Genomic DNA, 21,043 nt, shown 5'->3' with positions numbered 1-21,043 from the left:
CGGCTGAAAAAAAATAGCGGGTGTCACGAGAACTGTTTGCCGTGCCGGTACAAGATGTCACCCACCCGAAGGGACTAAACCGTGCGCGCGATAAGCAATGCATTCATGCAACAGGTTGAAGTGGTTCAGAAGAATCGCTGGGACCAAGGCCCCCTAGAGATTGCCTTCGTCGAACCGTCTCCGCGAATCTCCGGCACTGAGCAAGGGTTCAAACTCCAAGTTGCTCTTCATACATGGAATCAGAACTACGCCGCCGGACAGATCCGACCGGGCGACGTGTTCGAGGCAGTGACGGCTCGCGTGCCCGGCATCGAACACCGTACCAATCCCAACATTATCCTGGCACCAGTGACTGACGCGGGCGTCAGTGAGCTGCATGTGATGCTCGCATCTCTTCTACCGGATGCAGTGCTGCGCGAAAGCGGGCTCACGCGCTTGCGCGCGAATATGGGACTCATGCTCACTGGCCGCTACGATCTTCCATCAACGTTCCCGGTCAAAGTCGAGCAAGCATTCGCTGACGTTATATGGTCCAAGCTCGCGCCCCAGAAGCGCACGAAGCCAGAGTTCTTTTCAAGATCCTCGCCTCTGCGCCTACTAGCAGGGGATGCCAGATTCTGGATGAACCGCATCTATCGAATCGCCCTTGACCGCCGCGAGAACGGATTTGTTCCGGTCGTTCAGTCCAACGAACGCTGGGACTCAATAGATGACCTGCGAAAGCAGTTCCAGGAAAGTATTCCGGCGGAAGAATATGCCTGCTTCGATCTAAGACGGCCTCTGATGGGCGGCACGATCTGGGATGAGAATGACCACAGCGAACGCGACACGGTATTGGAGGAAGCGATTCAAGGCGCGGGCATCATGGAGTCGCTGACCCCCGTCATTGAGCTTCTCCAGCGCCAGCGTGCTCACGAGGATTTTTCATCGCGCGTCTCTTGGATCAAGGAGGACTTTGAACGCAGCTTCTATTCGAAACGAGCGAAGCTCAAAGTAGAACTCATCGAAACACTCGACGATGCGCCCGTGTGGAGCACCGATGAATGCGAAGGATATGGGGAGGTTTTGTTCCGAGACCTCATGGCCGCATTGGACGTTCGAAAGCGCCAACTATTCCTTGCGCTACGCATGGGAAAGACGGTGACTGAGATCGCTGCGAGCGAAGGGCTCGCAGGGCACGCAGCACTCTCCCGGCGCGTGCAAGCATTGAAAGCCAAACTCGCCCAACTACTGCAATGATCGAGCCCTGACAGGCCACCATAGATATAATCCAAAGCGCGCATTGCGATCACCCCTGGCACGCTAGGATTTCGTAGAACTTGCGCATAAGCTAGCTCGAACGAATAAAAGCGCGTGCGGCCAAACACGCAACAACGGATCCGCACCGGTCAGCTGTGTTCCGTACACACAGGGGAAATATTACTAATGGCGCGTGTACTAAAACTAGACTCGGTAAGCGACGACATCCACAGAGGATTGTCGCGCTCATTTCAGTCTGGCCACATCAATTTCATGATCGGGTCCGGCGCCTCGTGGCCAGCAATTGCAACCGCAGGCTCGATCGAACAAGAGATCGTAAAGCTATTCGACAGCAACAAGGAAGATGATGGTTATCTGAAATTGTATGACTTTTTGACCACGATTCAGACGCCCACCAACGATTTGCTCGCCGACGCCGAGAACGCAAAGAACGCTGAAACCGTTGGCCACTATGTCAAATACCTGGGCATCATAGAGGCGATATTGAGCGAACGCCGAACCAGATTGTTGCCCAAGCAAGCGACGATCTTCACTACCAACTACGACTTATTCATCGAAAAGGCATCGCTCTCATATCCATCTCTGCGGCTGAATGATGGGTTCAGTCGTACGCCAAGCTTGAATGGCCGTGCTGACTACTCCTCGCGCACATTCTTTACGACGACATCCAGTACAGGAAACCTATATAACTACAAAGTCGACATCCCTTGTATCAATCTCATCAAGCTGCACGGATCTCTGTCCTGGAAGAGGGACGGCGACAACGTTCTGTTCTCTGTTGAGAAAAAGCCCATACTTCCCGATGACAAGAGCCCAGCAAAGGTTCGGGAATTCGTCGATGAGTACGCTGTTGTTTTGCCACAGACAAAGAAGTTCAGAACAACGCTGATGGAAAGCACATACTACGAACTACTCAGGATCTACGCTAACGAACTTGATCGAGAAGGCACCTTGCTTATTGGCTTTGGGTTTTCCTTCGGGGACGAACACATCCTTGGGATCACGCGGCGCGCCCTGAAGAATCCGACATTGAGACTTGTTGCATTCGCATTCAGCGACGCAGACACAGAGGCATTCCTTAAGCGATTCGACGGATACAACAACGTCGAAGTAATCGCCCCTCCTGCAGGCAGAAAAATCGACTTCAAAGCCTTCAATGAAATCCTAGGAAGCGTGCTCCCGGCGCTCAACGAGAAAAAGAAATGAATGTTACAACGCCAACCCAAGATGCTGTTCTACGGATTGGCGAGGTCGCTGGCGTAGATGGCCGGAAGGTGTATGTGCTCGTCGACAAGAACAAGAATCTTTCAGACATGTTCTTCGACGGCGACATCCTCAGAAACATATCAGTGAACAGCTATGTCGAGATCCGCAAGGGATTTCTGAGCCTCATCGGCAGAGTCGAAGGCGAGAAGATCGAAGACGACTATTCCCGTACAGGCGCCGAGAACTTTGAGGCCGTAAATACAAACAAGAGAATCCTGACAGTGGCCCTTGCCGGGTATATTGACGAACGCGGGAAGTTTACTGGCGGGACGAAGGAACTGCCGCTAATCGGAAACGAGGCATACATCGTAACTCGCGATAAAATCCGGCTCGTTCACAACCTTACTAAAGAGGCAGACTCGCCGTCCGTAACCATTGCCAGCATCGAGGGACACGATTTCGACATCGAATTCCCCGTTGATGGCTTGTTCAATAGCCACATAGCGATCTTCGGGAACACTGGCAGTGGGAAATCAAATACGCTTGCGTACCTGTACCAGGAATTTGTTGGCACGTTGTCGAAACGGAATCCGGCGGCGTTTGAAACGAAAATTAAACTTCTTCTCTTTGACTTCAATGGCGAATACACCAGCGCTCATTGCATCACTGAGAACAAGGTAGTTTACCGCCTCTCCACACGGGAGGCCAATGCGGACAAGCTTCCCATGGCAGAGGGCGCGCTCTTGGATATCGAGGTTTTATCAATCTTGTCGGATGCGACAGACAAGACACAAAAGCCATTCCTCAGCCGAGCCATTCGGTTCTACAAGAAGGTTCATGACGCAGACGACGGAGACCCAGAAGCGTACTTGAAGAACATTATCCGGAATCGAGTGAGAGATGTTCTGCAGATGAGCGACAAGATTCGGGCATTCTTGTTGTTGGACTACCTGCGCGAGATCTTGCCCCCAGCAGAGGATGAGAATGGCGATCCTTTGGACTTGGCCGGGGATTTGGCATGGCACAACACCGTATCGGAATTTAGGATCAAGCCCGACGGGCCGTTCTTGGCGCAGAGACCTGAAAAGATCCTCGAAACGCGCCTCTATAATCATGTCGCCAATTTCAAACTTGGCGATAGCCTTCTTTCCAGGCTTATCGTCTTTTTATATTTGCACCTGATCTTTGATGTGCTGGCGAATCGGGCTCAGAACGAGCATGTCGCACCAGTCATCAATAGGCTCAAGGCCAAGAAAGCCGACATTGATCGAGTATTCGATCTCGGAAGTGACCTCCCATTCTGGCAGAAGAACTTTGTTGTTGTTGGTCTTGCAGACCTTAACTTAGAGATGAAGAAGACACTGCCTTTGCTACTCGCAAAGAAACTATACGCTGAACATAAGACGGAAGGCCCTGATAAATCGCTGAGCATTCTTATCGATGAGGCGCACAACATTCTTTCTACAGCTTCATTCCGTGAGACTGAGAGCTGGAAGGATTACAGGCTCGAAACTTTCGAGGAAATAATTAAAGAGGGGCGGAAGTTCGGAGTTTTCGTTACGATATCAAGCCAGAGGCCGAACGACATTTCGCCGACGATTACATCTCAGGCGCACAACTACTTCATTCATAGGCTTCTTAATGAACGCGATCTCGCCACGATCTCCAGCGCGGTGTCGTACATCGATCGTGTAACCGAAGAGTCCATTCCGACTCTACCAACGGGAACCTGCATTTTCAGCGGGATTGCCAGCCAGATGCCACTAAAGATCAATGTGAAGCCACTTCCCGATTTGGGCAAACCCCAGAGCGATACGAGAAAATTCAGTGCACTTGTTCCCAAACAGCAAGGCGCTTAGACGCGATCGATTGAATCAGGAAGCCCAGCGTGAGACACCACCGAGACAACAGACTCGCCAGCTTCGCCTGCCGCCGAATAATCCCGTATTCAATGGCTGCGGCCTCGTGCCCAACCGATATTCGCCACAAAAGCACGATAGGCGAACACTCCCAACAACTCACTTCCTAAAGAGTTCTCGACCTGTCTGGCGTCGAACTCCTGAGCCGACGGACTATGTCGACGGCTATCCACTCCCGGTCGACGTAAGCCGGCGGCATTTCGTTTACAAACTGCCGCACCCGGCTGGCGAGTTCGATCTCACCATCGTGCTTTAGCAGTTCACTTACAAAGGCCCACCCTCGCTCAACGTCGCGCCGAGTCCGCAGCAGTTTTTCCTTGCCACCCAGCTTGACCCGCCCACTACGCAACTCCTTCGCCACAGATTGCACTCGCTCCTCGAAACGAGTCGACTCCCCTCGGCGCATTGCTCGGTAGATCCCGTCCATCTGATGCGTTCGAGTCACGCCTCGCACCGCGCGCTCCGTGGCGTTGGCTGCGACACCCTGAGCGCGTAGTGCCTCTGCGAAATCCCGCCGCCATTGCCGCAACGTGTCCTTGCGGATGTTCAGTCGCGTGCCTTGCTCGCTGACTGCCTTCAGGACGAGGTGCACATGGGGATGATCTTGATCCGTGTGCAGCACCATCGCGTAACGATGCTGAAGCGCGAACGTCTCCTGGGCGAAGTGACGAACGGCGGCCAACAACTTGCCTGGCGGCGTTCCTTTAGGCATCGAGAACATCACGTTATGTACCAGCTTCGATGGCTTCCTCCCTGGCAGGCCCCTGTAGACTACCTTGTCTTCGCGCTCCTGTAGCGCAAGCCCCCAATCTTCGAGTAGTGCCCTCTCAGCTCCCTGCAAGTGGAGCCGCTCGCCATCATCCGTCTCCAGCTCGAGCCCGCCGCGCCGATCGATGTAACGTAGATGTCTCCACACGGCGCCCACGGTGCGCCCGCCGCCCGTCACCTTGATCATGACCTCGGGAACGCGGGCCACTGTTCGACCGATCTGCTCCCGCTCGGCGGGAGTGAAGGTTCGGCCATGACCTGGTGAACGCCGGCCGTAGCTCGCTATATCCAGGAGTGGTTTCTGGCTGCGAAGATCGACCGTGCGCTTACCCATGGCCAGTCTCCCAACTACGTAGGTTGGCGTCGATCAATTGCCTGACGTGGTTCCTCAGACCTTCGCATGCACGCAACAGCGTCTTCAAATCTTCCCGGCTCGGGCCGACTACCCTGCCCCCTTGGTTCGCATGTCGGGCGAGTTGGTTGAGGTTGCGACCGATGGAACTTAGCTGCCCGACCGACTGCGTAAGCAACAACCGCTCCTCCCTGGGCAGTGGAGCTACGCCTCGCAGATGACTCCGAATCACTAGGGACGCATATGTCGCCATTGGCATTCCCCTGGCCTTGGCACGGGCGTGGAGCAATGCCTGATCGTCCGCCAGAAGCCGGACCATCAATCTCGCCTGGCGCGGCATCTCATCCTTCGAGTCGGCCTCGAGCACCACACCCGAAGACTGAAGCGTCGTCTCAATCAGGCGCCTCAACCACGCCGACTCTGTGAGCTGCTGCTGACGCGCGATCGCTTCGACGACTGCATGTGTCGTCGCCGGCAGGCGTGTGCGAAGGATGCGCGTGTTACTCATGGGACATGAATGTGGCCCATGAGCAGCCGAAAGGCTATCCTGCCTATTTCACCTCTTTGTGCAAAAAGGCCCTTGGGTGCTGTCGTCGATTGTTTGCTCCAGCCGAGAGCTGCGGCGCTGACCATCCAGATGCTTAAGCCCACATCGATGTAGCGGAAGGCGGTTCTGCAAATTTGCACGGTAGCGGGCAAGCGATGGACGCGGCCTCCACTCCGCGTCCACCGGGCACTGTCTTACGCTACGTGAGCACGCAACAATGCGGGCAGCCAACCGCTACCCGACAGCTTCTCCTCGGCCGACTTGGCGAGACTGCCCTTCTTGAGGAGCGCCATTGCGCGCACTGTCTCCGGCGGAGCGGCTTGCCCGACAGCCTCCAAGATCCGCCACTTCGGTAGGCTCGCGAAGTACCCGTCGGCTGTAGGAATCCACCAGTCACGCATGTCGAGATTCGCAGCCTTCGCTACCTCATCAAAGGGACTGCGCCGATCATCCGACTGCACTCCATTCAGGCATCGCGCGACACAGTACGCAATCAACTCCTTCCGCGTCTCTTCTGTCTGCTCCATGAGCCATCCGAAAAGCGCTTCCGCATCCGGCAAAGACGAGCGCAGCCTATCGTACTGCTCCCGCATATCTGCATGAGCCCGAGTTTGGACCACGTCATCCGCGTCCCGCTCAAGCTCCGGCGGTTCTAAGTCAACCCTTAGTGAACTGCCTCCGCGAGCGCCTGGAGCATAGAAGGTGCGCAGAACAAGAGCGTGCACAAGCGCAACGACTGCTGTGTTGGGCTGCTTCACCAAGGCAGCTTGAAGCGCCACGGTTCGGTAGACCGTCAAGCGTCTGGTCAATGCGGCCGAGTGCGTGCGCGGCTGCTTGTCAGTCTCGCCCCGTCCGTCTGCCGCAGCGGTGATCGCCCGTCGGCGGTCCTCTGGTCTGATGCGATTCCGATCGACGATCACCTTGCCATCGCTTCCAATGGAAATGATCGCACCGGCGACAGCCAAATCGTCCGGGTGGGACACACACAGTGAATCCTCCACCGCCTCAATCTGATCGTCGAGCGCCTCCCGTTCCGCATGCAACAAGGTCAGCGTCTCCTCGTCGCCCGTGCCTTCGATCTCCTTCTCGATGGCATCAAGACGCTCTTGACCGCGCCGGAGGCGATCAGCCTCCTCCTCGGTAGGTTCACGAGATATCGTCCGGACCCGCCCATAGGTAGCCCGCTTCGAGCAATCCATGCTGAGATCTACCTCCACCCAAGCGAAACCCTCCTTCTTCACCGCTGCCGCGCGCCTGTCCAGTTTGTCCTTGGCGATACGCTCGACCAGGGCACGATCAACAAGATAGATATCGTCCTCGTCTGAAAATAGATCGCGCCGAACCGGTCCGCCAGCTTTCTCGTACGCCTTCAACGTTACAAAGCGCGCCAATGGGTCTGTGATCGGCACCTCCTGCAGAGTGACTGCGGCGCGAATATCCTCCGGCGTTCTGCGGTTCGGCGGCAGCTCCTTCCATACTTCGCACTGACGGGAATGATCCTCCGTGATTGCAAATGCCATCAGTTGCTCCATAGTCACCTTTCCGTCCCGATACAACGAGATGAAGTCCGGAGCCACATTGGCCAGCTTCAAGCGCCGTTGGACGACAGACGGTGTTACTGAAAACTGCGCTGCCACGTCCTCGATGGTGGAACCATCGTCGATGAGCTGCTTGAACGCCACGAACTGATCTGCCGGGTGCATCGAGGCACACAACTCATTCTCCGAGAGGCTAATGCCCCTCGGACTAGCATCGTCGTTCACCTGACATCGCATCAGCGCGTCTTCAACGATGCGCTTCCATTTCACACGCAGTAGCTGCGCCAGCCGCCGCCCTTCACCAGCAGTGACCAAGTAATAGCCGGTCGGCTGGCCGTCATCAGCCCGCTCCGTCTCGACCGTCATCTCGTGGATCTGTCCGTATGCATCGATGTTTCTCGCCAGCGCTTCGATGTGCTGTTTAGTGTGCGGAGTCTGTCGAACATTTCTCGGTGATTTTTTCAGCCGGTTCAGCGGAAGCAATCGCGACTCGAATGAACTGTTCATGGTGCATCTCCAGTGTTGAGTGTGAGAGTGGGGATAAAATTTCACCCCCGCTCACCCGCTCGCAAACCGGATTTCAACCGCGCGAAAAGATCGAGATGCCGGCGGGACCGGAAAAATCCGTGCCCCCAACGGGGCGAAGCAGCGCGTCTGCGCGCTGGCGCGGATTTTGTGAACACAGCGATGATCGGAGCCAGGCGGCAGCGAAGAACACCATTCTCAACTCCGATAGCTTGCTACAAAGTGAGGGAGCGACAACTCGCCCCCTCCTATGTGGACGCTTCACAAGAGCCCGCGCTCAGCCATGGACTCGATCGTTGCGTCCCCGACCACCAGATGATCCTCGACTCGCACGTCGATGAGCGCCAAGGCTTCCTTAAGTCGGCGAGTAATGAGTCTGTCTTGCGGACTCGGCTCAGCGACGCCGCTTGGATGGTTATGAACAAAGATCACGGAGGTAGCGTTGTATGCCAACGCTTGTTTTACCACTTCCCTCGGATGGATCGCGGCGCCGTCGACCGTTCCACGGAATAGCTCAACGCAGGCAATCACTCGACATTTCGCGTCAAGATATAGACAGGAAAAGACTTCATACTCCAGACGCCCGAAACGCAGTTGCAGGTACTCTCGAGCCGCGCGCGGCTCGTTGATGGGATCACTCAGAATCATACGTTTCGAGGCCAACCGAAGGGCCACGGCAATCACGGCGTCATCGCTCAGTTTCACGTATCTGCCGCCATGCTTTGCAGATAAGGTTGTCGTAAACCGCTCCCGATCAGGCAGTGAGCCGGATGATGCGTGCCCGGCCGAGTTGTCGATGGATCCGTTGCACTCACACATGGATCTCTCCTCTTGGGCAGGCGGGATTGCCTGCATCGAGGACCCGCCCCACCGAAGCGCAGCCGTCAGTGCCGCGCGAAGCGCGCTCGCGAGCACGACGCAGTCGCGCGCAGGCATTGACGGCGAGAACGGTGGGGCATACTCATTGAATGCAGGCAATTCGCATCAGCTCGCCAGGCATTCGGATGGACGGACCGGATCATCTGAACTGTGACATCGACTCCGGTCTGGGAAGTCCGAGAATCGCGCGTAGCTAACGCTGAGGCGCGGACCTGTAAGTCCACGCCTCAGCAGAGGTCACAAGCCTTCTACGGTTTCGAAGTCATAGCTGAAGTGTCGCCAGCCATGGATGTGAGTCAACTGATCTCTCACCAACTCCCATTCAAACTCGCCACGCGAACCTTCCGCGTTTTGCCAGCCCGGGTGGCGTGTCTCGAGCAGCTCTCGAAAGAATAGTGAGAGAGCTCGATAGGTTTTCGAGCTGAGTAGCGGGTTGAAAAGTACTAAATTTTCGCTATAGAAGAGCGGATCGCTCATTCGTCCAGTGTCCCAAGCACCGTCGTACACGATCCGCACATACGCTACATTCGACCGCCGCAGCGCTGCCGCTACTGCCGGCATCCTTTGGGACAAATGTGGAGTTTGAGACCGCTCTTCTCGCGCGTCTGACGAGGTTCCGTTCGTTCGGTCGCTCATGATCGCTCTCCGCCTGGGCGGGATTGCCCGCGCTCGATCCAGCTCGGCGCGCGCAGCCGTCAAGAGCGGAGCCGCCGTCTGCGGCGGTCGTGCATATGCACGACTCTTGGCGGCGAGCACGGCGTGCTATCTTCGCGCAATCAGGCAATCCTCCCTACTCTCGACATTCGGAAGTACGCTTATCCCGCGTGGGGTTGGAGCGCATCCTTGCGCTCCGCGCGCTCCTAGACGCAGCGACCCAACGTCGCGTCACGCGCTCTTGTGCTCGTGAGTGAGTTTGTTATCAAGGACATACCAATCAAACTGTCCCCTCGCTCGCTTGTCGCCTTCCTCAGCGTACTGGCGCACAAGTATCCCGTAGATGCTTATCACCTCAGCAAGTACCAGAATCGGGCATGGTGATAAGCCGATGCGCTGCTGAGCATCGACACAAGTTACTGTGAATGTCGTCACGCAGTTCTCGCGTTCATAGACCGCGACCAACTGCACGATGCCAGCTTCGCGAAGTTGACTCGCCAATTCCGCGAGCCTTTGAGATACCGGGGCGGAAGCCATCGCATCTGTGTCGGTCGAGTTGGCGTCAGTGCTCTCCATTGAGTCGTTCATGACATCTCTCCTTCTCGGGCGAACTTGCCCGCGATAAGGCACCGACTCCGATTCGGACGCCAAAGAGCGAAGCCGCCGTCCGCGGCGGGCGCGCCTCTGCGCGACTCTTTGGTCGGTGGAATCGGAGTCGGTAACTTCGCAACAGGCAAGGTCGGCCATCCAGCAAGGTCAGGCCGTATGCGCGAACAGAACAAAGCGAAGCGCGTCCACGCAATAATGCGTGTGAAGGGGAGCACCGGCTAGTTCAGCGAAGTACCCGATGCTCTCGCTCAGACGATTCACGTCACCAAGCAGCGAGCTCACGCATAGTGCCGTCACTCGAATGCTTCACAACGCGATTTCCAGCCTTACTCGTCGCATCGAATGACACTTCCGCCCAGACAGCTGCAGGCGACTCGATCCCGGTTTTGTCCAGAAATCGGCGAATCGACCTCAAATCGGACGGTTCGTAAGCGAGGCTAAGATCCGAGGCGTAGGACAAGATCTCGTCGGTTTGGGAATCCACCCAACCGATGTGCAGATAGAACTTGGCGGTGGGCCGGTCGTATCCAATCGTCACGCGAACGGGCTGTTCCTGCACCTCGGCATCGAAGATATGACGACTCATGACACACTCCGAAAGATCGCAAGCGAGATTGCCTGCGGGAGTGGCACGCCACACCGGTCTTCAGCTTCCAGGTCGCTTGCGCCTTGCGAGGCCGTCCGGCCTCGGCCTGGAAGGTGAAGACCGATGTGGCAGACTGGAACAGGCAGGCACTCAATGTGGCCTCGATACGCATTCTGAGTGTGGACAAGAATGGGAGGGACGCCTCCAGCGCCCCTCCCACTTGGCGTTACGCCAACTCAACCATGGCTCGCTCCCACAAAGCTGTGTTGAGTCGAACGCCCTCGCGAATTGCACCGATACCTCGCATCCTCACCTGGCGTTTGGTAGCAGTAATCCGTCGAGCGCCGCCGCGCAGGAGGTACTCCTGCACGACATTGAGCGTGTGCCACAAGTCGGTTCCCTCGTCCTCAGGACGTCTTGCAACAAGGAGCTCGGCCGGAGAAACGGCGTGCCCAACGGGTTCATCGGGATATCGAATAGCAAGCGCGTCGCTTGCAAACTCGAGACGTTGTTCCTCATCCAGAGGGAAGTGGCGCATCCGATCGATGACAGCACTGACCTCGCCGAAGTGATCCGAGAGTCGCAATGCTGCCTCCAAAACCTCCATGGGGGCGCTGCCCCGATGTGGTACTCGCCAGCAGGGAAATGCGGTGTCGCTCACGATCATGCCGTTCCCACAAATTGCTCGAAACAGAGCGATCCGGACCTGGTACGCGCTCGTCCCGTCATGCGAGTTGAGTATCAGGATCTCCGGCACAACTTCCCCAATGAACACGGCGGATTTGGCTTTCCGAAAGCGCAGGGCGTGACATGCAAACTCTGGCTGCTGTTTGCGAGAACGAGATTGCGCGGCTTGAACGACGTTGAAGCCGGCCGTGCTCATAGTTTCGATGACGCTCGAGGTAGGCAAGAACGCGTACCTCGTAGACAGCTTTGCATGCGGAGCTGTCGTGTATGCTGCTGGTGTTAGCCTCTCCAGTTGCGCGCGATCAAGCCCATCGTTGAAGGCGCTATCGATCTGGACGTCGCCGAGCAGTGTCTGGATGGTATCCATGACGATTCCTCATTCGATTGATTTGGGCGGGATTGCCCGACGGGCAGACATCGCGACGTGGCCCGTAGTCAAGGATGCAAACCGCCGCAGGCGGCGAGTGCTTCGCACTCGTCCTTGACGGAGGGATCGCCGTGATAGTCTGGCCCGTTCAGCAATCCCGCCGCGCGTATCGTCAGTTTTGTTATCCGTCGGATTTACGACAGGCCTCTGCCGAGGAGATGCTTGCTCAGGGGCGTTACGTGTCGTCGCTTCGTTCTATCGTGTTCGATCGTCGCTGCGACCCTCATGGCCGGACGGCCCATCAGACTGAGTGCCACCGCGCGTTTGAGAATGTACTGGAGTATCAGCTTGGGCGTGAACGGTTAGAGCCGTTTGTTTCAGGCGCATTGCGACGCCGGCGATGAATTGGAGCCGCTGCTTCGGATCACTGAGACGGCGCTCAGCGAGCACGCGTGCCGCCTTCATCGGAAGCATCGCTCGAGCAAGTTCCGGATCTTCCTTCGCCGCGCGCTGCGCGGCGAGCTGTTCGTCTCGGCGGCGACGGGCGGACTTATCCTGAGCGGCGAACCACTCAGGTTTCTCGGCACGCCATTGCACACGCCCTGTCTGCGGGTCTTGATCGAGCCGCCGAAAGGCGGCCCGATCGCCGATGCGCACATGCGTCGCCGATTGTGCGATGGCCTTGGCGAGTCCGCGCCCCCACAACGTCACCACGCCTCCTGATGTGAGTAACCGTGCGTAGTAGCTCGGCGCCTCTGTGGGTTGAAATCGGTAGCGCGCGGTGCCGTGCCCCAGAAGCTTGCCTTCCATAGTCTCTGTGCTGATGCGGTGATCGCGGGGCGCAATGGTGCGTTCTGTCGCACCGGGTCGCGACGGTGCAGCCGGTTCGGTGCGTGCACTGGTCTGCGTCGGCGGGCTCTCGCGGCCGGCCGTCGCGTCAGGTTGCGGCGCATCCGTAGAGGTCGACTTCGTGGGTGTACGCGCGTTCGGCCACACATCCGCGAACGTGGCTCCGGTGCGTCGGCGAGTCGGCCCCTCACTCATGCGAAGTACTCAGCCGGATGCGGAGACACCGTCACGGTCCCTCATGCTCGGTGTACATGCCATGGGCACGAGAGAAATAATCTTGCGCAAGCCGCCGCTCCTCGCTCCCCAGCGAGCAGTAACCGTCGTTACGCGGCCCCTTAGCCAAATTCTTGAACGAGCAGACGTCCGCAATGAATGCTCGGAGCACCACAGTGGGCTGCTGCCGGTACGCACGACATAGCTCGCGAAACTCTCTCGGTAAATCGATGGTCACCGTTTCCAGGTCCTGGCGGACAAGCGAGCCGTTGCCACCAGGAATCACACCGACCTTCGTTAAGAGGTACCGATCAACGCGCCGACCATCAGCACGCAGAAGCTTCCATGCCCACCGATCACTTGCCGAATCGTCACGTTCGGGCGCACGACGCATTCTCTGATCAGGGTATGGCCGCCAGCCCCAACCATGTGGCATCACACCGAGGCGCAGGACGCCGATCTCTCCGACGCGCCACCAGCGCAGTTCATCGCGGCGCGAAAGCTTGAGCAGGTGACCGCCGACGAAATAGAGAGTGCCGTTGTGAGCGTCGATTCTCAGCAACTCGACATCGTAGTAATCCTGGACGACACGAGAATCCGTGGCCATCGGTTGGTCCTCAGCTCAAGGCGCGCGCGGGAGTTCGTACGCGCTGGACTGTTCGCTCCCGCAACTGCGGAGCTGCGGGTGTTGCCTCGCTGTCGAGCACCTGCGATAACTGTGCACGCACTCCTTCAACGAACTGACCTCGCAAAGCGACGTCGGGTATCCGAGCCTCTGCGAGCAACTCAGCTGCCCTGAGTGTCGCCAGCGCGTTCGTGAGCGCCGAGTCGTCACGCGCGGATTCCCGTGCCAAGGCGGACGGCTCATGCAATGCTTGGCTACGAGGGCTGTACGGGGAACCGTTCGCGCGAGAGCTGCCATTCGACCCGCGTGCTTGCTGACGCACGTCCCATTCGTTACGGTGAGCGGAAACTTCCTCTTCTCCGAGCACACGTCCCTCCGCATCGCGCGCAGGCCGTTTCACGGCAACGCTCTTACGGCCCGTGAGCTCCACTTCAACGAGGTCGCCCTCCTTCACTCCGGCTTGATTCAGGGCGCGGGGGAAATCAACGCCCCAGAGTTCTTTCGTCCCGTTGGCAGTTTCAAGGCGAACGAAATAGGACGGCTCCTGGTCGTCGCGGAATTTGTAGCGGGCTTCGCCATGCTCGATTAGCCGCCCGGCATACACCCGCGAACGCTGCGATCCACTGCGCGTTCCTTTGCGCCCCCCATTGCTCACCACCTCTGGCTCGAGTGTCGATACCGCAGGCGCCGGATCGGCCTGGGGTGGCTTGGCGCCGTGCCGATTCGATGCCGTCAAGGGCGCATTGCGCTCCCGATTCGCTTCGCGTTCGAACGACATCTGCGTCTGCCGGGGCATCTCGGCCCCTCGTTCAGGGGCGGCTGACGCCGCAGGCGTCGACATTCCTCGATACGACGAAGGAATCACTGGTCGTGGCGGGTCGATCAAAGGTTCAAGCGACTCTTGCGCAGAGCGAGCTTTGGCCAGGTCGCGTACAAACTGCCGCTTGTCCTGTTCGGTCGGCTCATAGCCACGCACCACTAGCCCAGCGTAAGTCGCCTGTCGCCATGCCTCGCGCCTGAAACGCTCCGTACCAGAGACGGTGATGTCATTCCAACCGCGCGCCTGAGCAATCTCGACAAGGCTGCGCACAACCTCAGTGTTCTCGGAGCGAGTAACTACCTTCTTTCCTTTGTCCTCGAAAGCGACGTTGCCACCCGGAAAGTAGTAATAGCGCCCCATTCGCACGAAACGTTCGCGCACATCCTCTGGGACTGAACGCGTATCGAGCGGCGCTGAGCGCGGCGCCCAAATGGCTGGCGGTCCCGCCTGTGGCTGCGATGCCGCCCTTGGCGCGAATCCTTCTGGCTCCGGCTCGAGCTCCGGTAATAGCCGTCGGGCGTCCGCGCGCGACGCAGCTGTCGGATCGGCCTGATAAGTCCACGGAGGATCCGAGGTGATGCGCTGAACAGCTCGATCGATCCAACTAACGATCGCCGGTGAGGGCCGCAGCTCATTTGTCAGTGGCTCCCCGCGGGCACGTTTGCTCGCTGGGCCTGCGGGCCGTGATGGCGGTGTTGGCGGAGTAATGTCGACCATGAACATCTCCTCGCAGCTAACGGGTGCGCGCACTCGGGCGCGTGGTCACACGGGGACCGACGGCTATGGGGTGCGACGAGTTTGACGACGATGACGTGGCAGGAGACGAAGCGGCTACGGATGGGGCTGCAGGCGCATCCGCCGTTCGTCTCTCGAGGACCGGCAGTGGCATACCCCGCTCAACAGCGTGCGCCAATGTCTCGCGGACCAGCGAGACGAATCTATCTCGCTGCGTCGGGGAGACTCTCTCTTTCGCGACTCGCCGCGCGGAATCGAGCGCGAGGTACGCGGGCAGCAGCTGCGGGTAGGTTTTGATTGCTTCGCGCGGATGCAGTCGCTCGCTCCGCAAGGCTTCCGCCGCAAGCAGTGCCTCGTCGTAGAACGCTCGCTCTTCAATCGCCCAGTGAGTTCGCGGTGAGTCGAAGCGGCGTTGCTCAACTACCTTCCCGGCACTATCGCGCGCGCTGTAAAGAACTGTGGCCGGCAGAATACTGTTCTCTCGCACGCCAACCTGCTCCCCGATCTTCGGTTGTGTGCGCGATTGCGCGAGCGCAGTCTTTAGCGCCGGAGACCAGAACACACGCTCGCCACGCTCCGTCGCAAGCTTCACGAAATAGGACTGCGGCGCGTCGGGCTTGCCCTCGTGCCGGCCGGGCCCGTGATCAATGAAGCGACCGAAGGTCACGCGATCCACCTCGGGCCGCGGCGGATCGAGCGCAGCGGCAGCGACGTCTGCTGCGCGTCGCCACGTTCCGGCTACGGTTGACGCAGCGGATGGAGAGCGCTCGCGCGGATTCGCCATGATGGCTCACCTCGTCTCGAGCGCGGCCATGAAGCTGTCCACGGCGGTCTGCATCTCCGCGTCGCTCCAAGGCCCATCATGTGTAGGGAACTCCACCTGCGAGAAGTCACAAGCGAAGTCTTCCAGCTTGAGTTCATCTAGTCGGTCGAGGTCAGCGGCCGCTGCTGGCCGCGCACTCGTGGCGGCACCTTCCGCAGGCAGGACGACGGATGCTTCCATGGGGACACTCTCTGTCTGGAGATTCGGGGAACGACCGTTCATCGCGCTGGACGATTGCGAGTTATAGGATCTGGGTAGCGGCAACGTTGGGGCCGGCAACAGTCGAGCCATAAAGCGGGGATCGCACCAATAGCAGATTTTTTGAGCGCGAATCGGCCGCAGCCCCTCGCAGAACACGATCTCCTCATGGCTGCCGAGCTCTTTCACCTCCTGAGGTAATAGCAGCGGTCGTTTCTGTTCGCTCACCGATATCGTCGCACCTCGCGATGACAGACCCCATCCAGCGAACTGTGGAAGCGAGCGCGAGCGCACGCGCACGGTCGTATCGCCAAGATCCTCTGAGATCTCCCTCGCATCCTCATAATCCCTTGCCGCAAACGCGATGCGAGCACCCAAACTCTTTAGAATTGTTCGGCTGTTCTCGGGTCCATACACCTCGCGCAGCTGCGAAGGTGCCTGAAATACCATCAGCACTCGCACGTTGTAACCGGGCACATAGCTGATGGCTTCTGACAGAATCGGAATACGGCCGAGCGCCGGACATTCATCCAGCAGCATCATCACCTGCAGCTTCAGTGTCGGGTCGTGTTCCGGGAGAGTACGCGTCTGCAAACCGATTGCCTGCTCGAAGAACAGCGACAGCACCGGACGCAGCCGGTGTAAATCGTCCGGATTGACTGCGACATAGATGCTCATGGGCCGGCGTCGCAGGTCACGCAGATCAAAATCGTTGCGCGCGGTCGCTCGATCCAGAATTGGGTTTAGCCACAGATCGAGCCGGCTCGTGAATGTTTTCCGGATCGAGCTCGCGGTCACCGGCGCAAGATCGATCACATCGTAGAGCGCACGCACACACGTCGGCGACAAGGGATAGCGGCCGCTGTTACGGCCTTGGACGATTCGTTTCCAGTGGGCACCAAATCCTTCATCGTCAGATGCCATGCCTTGCCGCAGAATCTCGCCCACCGTCTTTGGCAAGGACGGCGTCTCGAATAGATACAAGCCGATGCCCAAAAAGAGCGACCGCGCCGATGCAATCCAGAACGGATCGGTACCAGGGACTTCCGGATAGAGCATGCTGCCGATGCGCTGCAAATCGTTGACCCGCTGATCTGGAATCGGGCTCACATAGCTCAATGGATTCCAAGCGGCGGTAAACCCAGAGTCAGACAAGGGATCAAATAAAAAGCAGTCGTAGCCTTGAGCTGCACGGTATCCGGCGGTGATCGTCCAGTTCTCTCGCTTGATGTCGACGCAGACCGCACTACCTGCCCAATTCAGGAGATTCGGAATCACTACGCCGACACCTTTACCCGCCCTCGGCGGCGCGGCGAGCGCGACGCCTTGCTGACCCGGAAGGACGAGATATCGACCGTGCATCTCGCCGAGCAGAAGCCCCTCCTCGCCGAGCAGCCCGGCGCGCTTGATTTCGCGTCGATGTTCGAATCGCGCAGCGCCGTGCAGTGGACGGGGCTGCGGCCAGCCCGCCGCAACTGCCGCGATGCCCACCACACCGAAACTCAACACCGAGCAGACGAGCACGCGTCGACGTATCTGCGGTCGATCGCCGTAGTAATAGAGATATCGAGATGTAGTCAGCGGCGTTGCGTTGAACGCGGCAACATCGAGTGACCACAGTAAGAGATAACCCGCAAGCCACTGCGCGACGATCACCGCAGCGGTACCACAGGCGAGCACCCACGCCGCTCGTGAGATCGGACGTTTATGCGCGGTAGTCCTGACTGCGCTTGCGTGCAGGCTCATACCACACCTCCGTGATGTATCGATCCCGCCCGTCGCGCCCGAACTGCACGACGACGTCGACCAACTGATGGAGCAGTTTCCGGATGTCATCAGGCGCAAGCGCCGCACCGGCGCGACTCTGCTGGACAAGCAATGTCAGTTGCTCGAAGGCGAGTGTTGCGCTCGACGCGTGGATGCTGGTGATCGAACCGGGATGACCAGAAGCGACCGAGCGCAGATAGTCCCAGGCCTCCTCCGCGCGCAGCTCTGCGAGCAGAATGCGATCGGGCCGCAGGCGCAACGAACATTCGAGAAGCTGCTTGGGCGATACCGACGCGCCGCTCTGCCCGCCCTTCGAATAGAACAATCTCACGTGATTCGGGTGGCGATCGAGCGTGAGTTCGGCCGCGTCCTCGATGGTGATCAGCCGCTCGTGGACGGGGATGTCGCAGATGAGTGCTCGCGTGAACGTGGTTTTTCCGGTGCCTGTAGCTCCGGAGACGATAATGTTACGTCGGGTATGCACGGCGAGGCGCAAGAACTGTTCGTAGTCGCCAGCGGCCAGCAGACGCACAAGCGTCTCCTCGCTACCATCCAGCGCGTCACGTGCACGACGGGTGCGACCAAACAAACCTTGAGCGGCGAGTTCCTCGAGCGACCAGGTGCACGGCGACGGGCGCCTTATCGCCATCGTGATAGTCCCGGCCGACGCAGCAGGCGGCAAGACGATCTGAATGCGCTCTCCGCCAGGAAGTGTTGCTGATAGCAGCGGCGCATCCTCAGCGATGCGTTGGTGGGTCGAATGCGCGATCAACTTGGCCAGACGCAAACACCAATCGAACGTTGCGACGGGCAACGCTTCGCGCTGCCAGCCGGACTGTGATTCGACGAACAACTCCCCTGGTCGGTTGATGCAGACCTCCGTGACCTCGGGTCGCGACAACCACGGCGCGAGCGGACGCAGAGTCATCGCGAGGGAAGTCTGCGCTTCGCGCACACCCCGCGTGTCTGGTGCGGCGACATCAGCTAAGGCAACAGCACTACCTCGTGAGGCGAAGCTCATAGATCCTCCGGAAGTCAACATCTCGCGCCGTCATGACCTGGATTCGATCGCCTTGATGCACGAGTACTGTGGGTGGGATACCGATGGTTTGGCGCAGCACTTCGGTGAGCACACCGCTGGACGCCGAGGGTTGAACGACGACCGCGCCATCACCCTGTTGAGATTGCGATGCGGCTTGTACAACGCCATCGATGACGGACACCAAGATCGCGGCGCCGAACCGCTCAAAGAAATGACGGTTCACGTGGCCCGGTAGTCCTGAACGTCCGAGCGCATCAGTGCCGGGGGATTCGAGTGGCACGACGACTCCGTTGGGCGTACGCGCTTCGGTCCATAGCACGAACACCCGAGCGTTCCCTTGGCGAACATCTCCACGGGTCTCGCCGAAGAGCGTGCTGCCGCGTTCTATCAGCACGACCCTGCCATCCGCGCCAAACGTGTCGGTCGCGGTCACACAGGTGGTCACACCCGCGAGACTGGTGTCGATCGCCGTGATCAACGTGCAGTCGACCGGCGTACCCTTAGACAGCAATAGGTGCCGCGACGGCAGCACACGCGCCTCACTCGCTGGCAACACGCTTGGCGTGAGCGAGCCTTCAAGCGTCGACGCACCTGCCGCCGCGGCGAGATCGCGCTCAGTACCGAGTTCACCGCGGGATATCGACGGGGGCGCTGCTCGGCCATCCCGGGTGGCCTGGCTGATGCCAATGAACACAGTGCCGGTGAGCCGCCGATCGACCGGCGCCTGGTGCGCTGAGCTCGCAGGTGTGCCCGCGGACCCGGCACTGGCATCCGGCGCAAAGACGTGCACATCCTGCGCTTGTGCAACACCAGGCAATGGTGGCGGCTCACCGAGGGCTCTATTCATCCAGGATGCAGACTTGTCCTCCACCGGCGCATCCAGCGGCACAACGCGCGGCGCGTGAATTGGGCCGAGCGGAGGAACAATCATCTCCGACTGAGCGCGCTCACGTGTGGCTCGTTCGGCGCTTGCTTGTGTGCGCTCTCCACGCCCGAGCGCATGTGAGTAGTACCACGCTAGAAATCCGACACCTATGACTGCCATCAGCCCGATGGCGAGCGTGCTGCTCACCCGACTTTGCATCGAACGGACGCGGTTGACGGAGGGAATGCCACGCTCCCCAGCAACGCCGGATATCGACTCGACGCGCTCTTGCGAAAAATCACCCTTCGCTTCAGCGCTCGGCGGTTCGGACCCTGCGTTGCCCGCAATCTCACCCACTACGCCACTGACGTCGTCATGCGATGACCTGCTCATGGGTGCACCTGCCTGACGTCACGCACCACGTTGGGTGAGATCGTCCCGTTGGGCAGTCGCTCGCCGCTACCCGCGTAGCCTCGATTGACGATGCACCCGACGAGGCGTCCTCGCCGCAGAATGAGTCGTGGCGCAAGCCGATGGATGATCACCTCGCCGTCCTGGAGACTGAAGTTCAACAGCGCCTCTGAGCCGTCCTGGTGTCGCACGAACATCGCTGGGATTTCGCTGCGCGTTCCAAAACGAATGCGCGTGTGAACACCGTCATCCGTCACCGCATCGGGCTTGAGAGCCGGATGGCCGCAGTACCAGTAGTCAACATTCACGCTTCGGCTAAGCGAAGGCGCTGAGTCCGAAAACGCCCGCTCCACGCGCGACCGATCTGACTCCGGTGCCGCTGGGTACGAGAAGCGCAACGAATACATCGGCGGCGGTTCCACCTCGCGAGCGAGGGGCTCAGACTCGACGTGATACTCAAAATGGTATCGGCGCCGATCCGTCACTAGGATGAGATTCGTTGCGACGAACGGGACGCGTGGTTTAAGAAACAGATGGTGATCTTGAACATCAACCGCGATGGCCTCGCTATCTCCAGCTCCGAGACCTCGATACTGCTCGCCGGGTTCGAGCTCTATGTGAAGGGCATAGCCGACCGCGCCATTCAGGCGATACACCTGATCGGCCACGTACGGCAAGGAGCGCACTCTGGTATCGACCACGCCCGACAAGCGCAAAGCATCCTTGCTTGGCATAGGCAATTCATCAGCGAGCACTACGCAGCTGACGAAACACAACCCGATGCAGGTAAGCCGGCCC

At 59.0% G+C, this 21,043-nt stretch carries 16 protein-coding genes and 1 pseudogene; 3 read left to right on the top strand and 14 right to left on the bottom strand.

Translation table 11 applies throughout. The annotated features are described in order from the left end of the window. The first annotated feature begins 105 nt into the window (after nt 1-105). The 3 genes from GYH35_RS13855 to GYH35_RS13845 all read left to right on the top strand — a co-directional run bounded on the left by GYH35_RS13855 (nt 106) and on the right by GYH35_RS13845 (nt 4,325). Nucleotides 106-1,239 carry a hypothetical protein gene (locus GYH35_RS13855; protein WP_161828759.1) on the top strand — a complete coding sequence of 378 codons (1,134 nt, stop codon included), beginning with the start codon at nt 106-108 and terminating at the stop codon, nt 1,237-1,239. 186 nt (nt 1,240-1,425) lie between these two features. Then, on the top strand, nt 1,426-2,466 hold the full coding sequence (locus GYH35_RS13850; RefSeq protein ID WP_161828758.1) for an SIR2 family protein: 1,041 nt from the start codon (nt 1,426-1,428) through the stop codon (nt 2,464-2,466). Then, a complete protein-coding gene (locus GYH35_RS13845; protein WP_161828757.1) occupies nt 2,463-4,325 on the top strand; it encodes an ATP-binding protein in 1,863 nt (620 codons plus the stop codon). The genes GYH35_RS13850 and GYH35_RS13845 overlap by 4 nt, the downstream gene beginning before the upstream one ends. A gap of 166 nt (nt 4,326-4,491) precedes the next feature. Here the strand turns inward: GYH35_RS13845 and GYH35_RS13840 are convergent, their stop codons facing one another. The 14 genes and pseudogenes from GYH35_RS13840 to GYH35_RS13775 form a co-directional block, all read right to left on the bottom strand. Further along, entirely contained in the window at nt 4,492-5,487 is a 996-nt protein-coding gene (locus GYH35_RS13840) for a relaxase/mobilization nuclease domain-containing protein (protein WP_161828756.1), read from the bottom strand. Continuing rightward, nucleotides 5,480-5,845, bottom strand: coding sequence for a plasmid mobilization protein (locus GYH35_RS35445; RefSeq protein ID WP_407700211.1), 366 nt, complete (start codon nt 5,843-5,845; stop codon nt 5,480-5,482). The genes GYH35_RS13840 and GYH35_RS35445 overlap by 8 nt, the downstream gene beginning before the upstream one ends. A gap of 401 nt (nt 5,846-6,246) precedes the next feature. Beyond that, on the bottom strand, nt 6,247-8,097 hold the full coding sequence (locus GYH35_RS13830) for a ParB/RepB/Spo0J family partition protein (protein WP_161828754.1): 1,851 nt from the start codon (nt 8,095-8,097) through the stop codon (nt 6,247-6,249). Nucleotides 8,098-8,376: 279 nt separating this feature from the next. Then, a pseudogene (locus GYH35_RS13825) lies at nt 8,377-8,793 on the bottom strand (JAB domain-containing protein); the annotation flags it as partial. A 1,086-nt stretch (nt 8,794-9,879) separates the two neighbouring features. Further along, nucleotides 9,880-10,236, bottom strand: coding sequence for a hypothetical protein (locus GYH35_RS13820; protein ID WP_161828753.1), 357 nt, complete (start codon nt 10,234-10,236; stop codon nt 9,880-9,882). Nucleotides 10,237-10,519: 283 nt separating this feature from the next. Continuing rightward, on the bottom strand, nt 10,520-10,843 hold the full coding sequence (locus GYH35_RS13815; protein WP_161828752.1) for a hypothetical protein: 324 nt from the start codon (nt 10,841-10,843) through the stop codon (nt 10,520-10,522). A gap of 226 nt (nt 10,844-11,069) precedes the next feature. Then, nucleotides 11,070-11,897: a DUF932 domain-containing protein gene (locus GYH35_RS13810; protein WP_161828751.1), complete on the bottom strand. Its 828-nt coding sequence runs from the start codon at nt 11,895-11,897 to the stop codon at nt 11,070-11,072. 1,075 nt (nt 11,898-12,972) lie between these two features. Beyond that, the gene (locus tag GYH35_RS13805; protein WP_161828750.1) at nt 12,973-13,566 is read right to left on the bottom strand and encodes a hypothetical protein; all 594 of its coding nucleotides are present in this window, start codon (nt 13,564-13,566) and stop codon (nt 12,973-12,975) included. 10 nt (nt 13,567-13,576) lie between these two features. Beyond that, nucleotides 13,577-14,785: an LPD7 domain-containing protein gene (locus GYH35_RS13800; protein ID WP_161828749.1), complete on the bottom strand. Its 1,209-nt coding sequence runs from the start codon at nt 14,783-14,785 to the stop codon at nt 13,577-13,579. Nucleotides 14,786-15,137: 352 nt separating this feature from the next. Continuing rightward, the gene (locus GYH35_RS13795; RefSeq protein WP_161828748.1) at nt 15,138-15,923 is read right to left on the bottom strand and encodes a hypothetical protein; all 786 of its coding nucleotides are present in this window, start codon (nt 15,921-15,923) and stop codon (nt 15,138-15,140) included. A 6-nt stretch (nt 15,924-15,929) separates the two neighbouring features. After that, complete coding sequence (locus GYH35_RS13790) at nt 15,930-17,906, bottom strand: type IV secretory system conjugative DNA transfer family protein (RefSeq protein WP_161828747.1); 1,977 nt, start codon at nt 17,904-17,906, stop codon at nt 15,930-15,932. Next, entirely contained in the window at nt 17,866-18,948 is a 1,083-nt protein-coding gene (gene virB11, locus GYH35_RS13785; protein WP_161828746.1) for a P-type DNA transfer ATPase VirB11, read from the bottom strand. Before virB11 ends, GYH35_RS13790 begins: the two co-directional genes overlap by 41 nt. Beyond that, entirely contained in the window at nt 18,926-19,900 is a 975-nt protein-coding gene (virB10, locus tag GYH35_RS13780; protein ID WP_161828745.1) for a type IV secretion system protein VirB10, read from the bottom strand. Before virB10 ends, virB11 begins: the two co-directional genes overlap by 23 nt. 323 nt (nt 19,901-20,223) lie before the next feature. After that, on the bottom strand, nt 20,224-20,979 hold the full coding sequence (locus tag GYH35_RS13775; protein ID WP_161828744.1) for a TrbG/VirB9 family P-type conjugative transfer protein: 756 nt from the start codon (nt 20,977-20,979) through the stop codon (nt 20,224-20,226). Nucleotides 20,980-21,043: the final 64 nt, after the last annotated feature.

Source organism: Steroidobacter agaridevorans, from assembly GCF_009932555.1.
In the GTDB taxonomy this organism is placed as follows: Bacteria; Pseudomonadota; Gammaproteobacteria; order Steroidobacterales; family Steroidobacteraceae; genus Steroidobacter; species Steroidobacter agaridevorans.
This window is presented reverse-complemented; position numbering and strand designations above follow the sequence as displayed.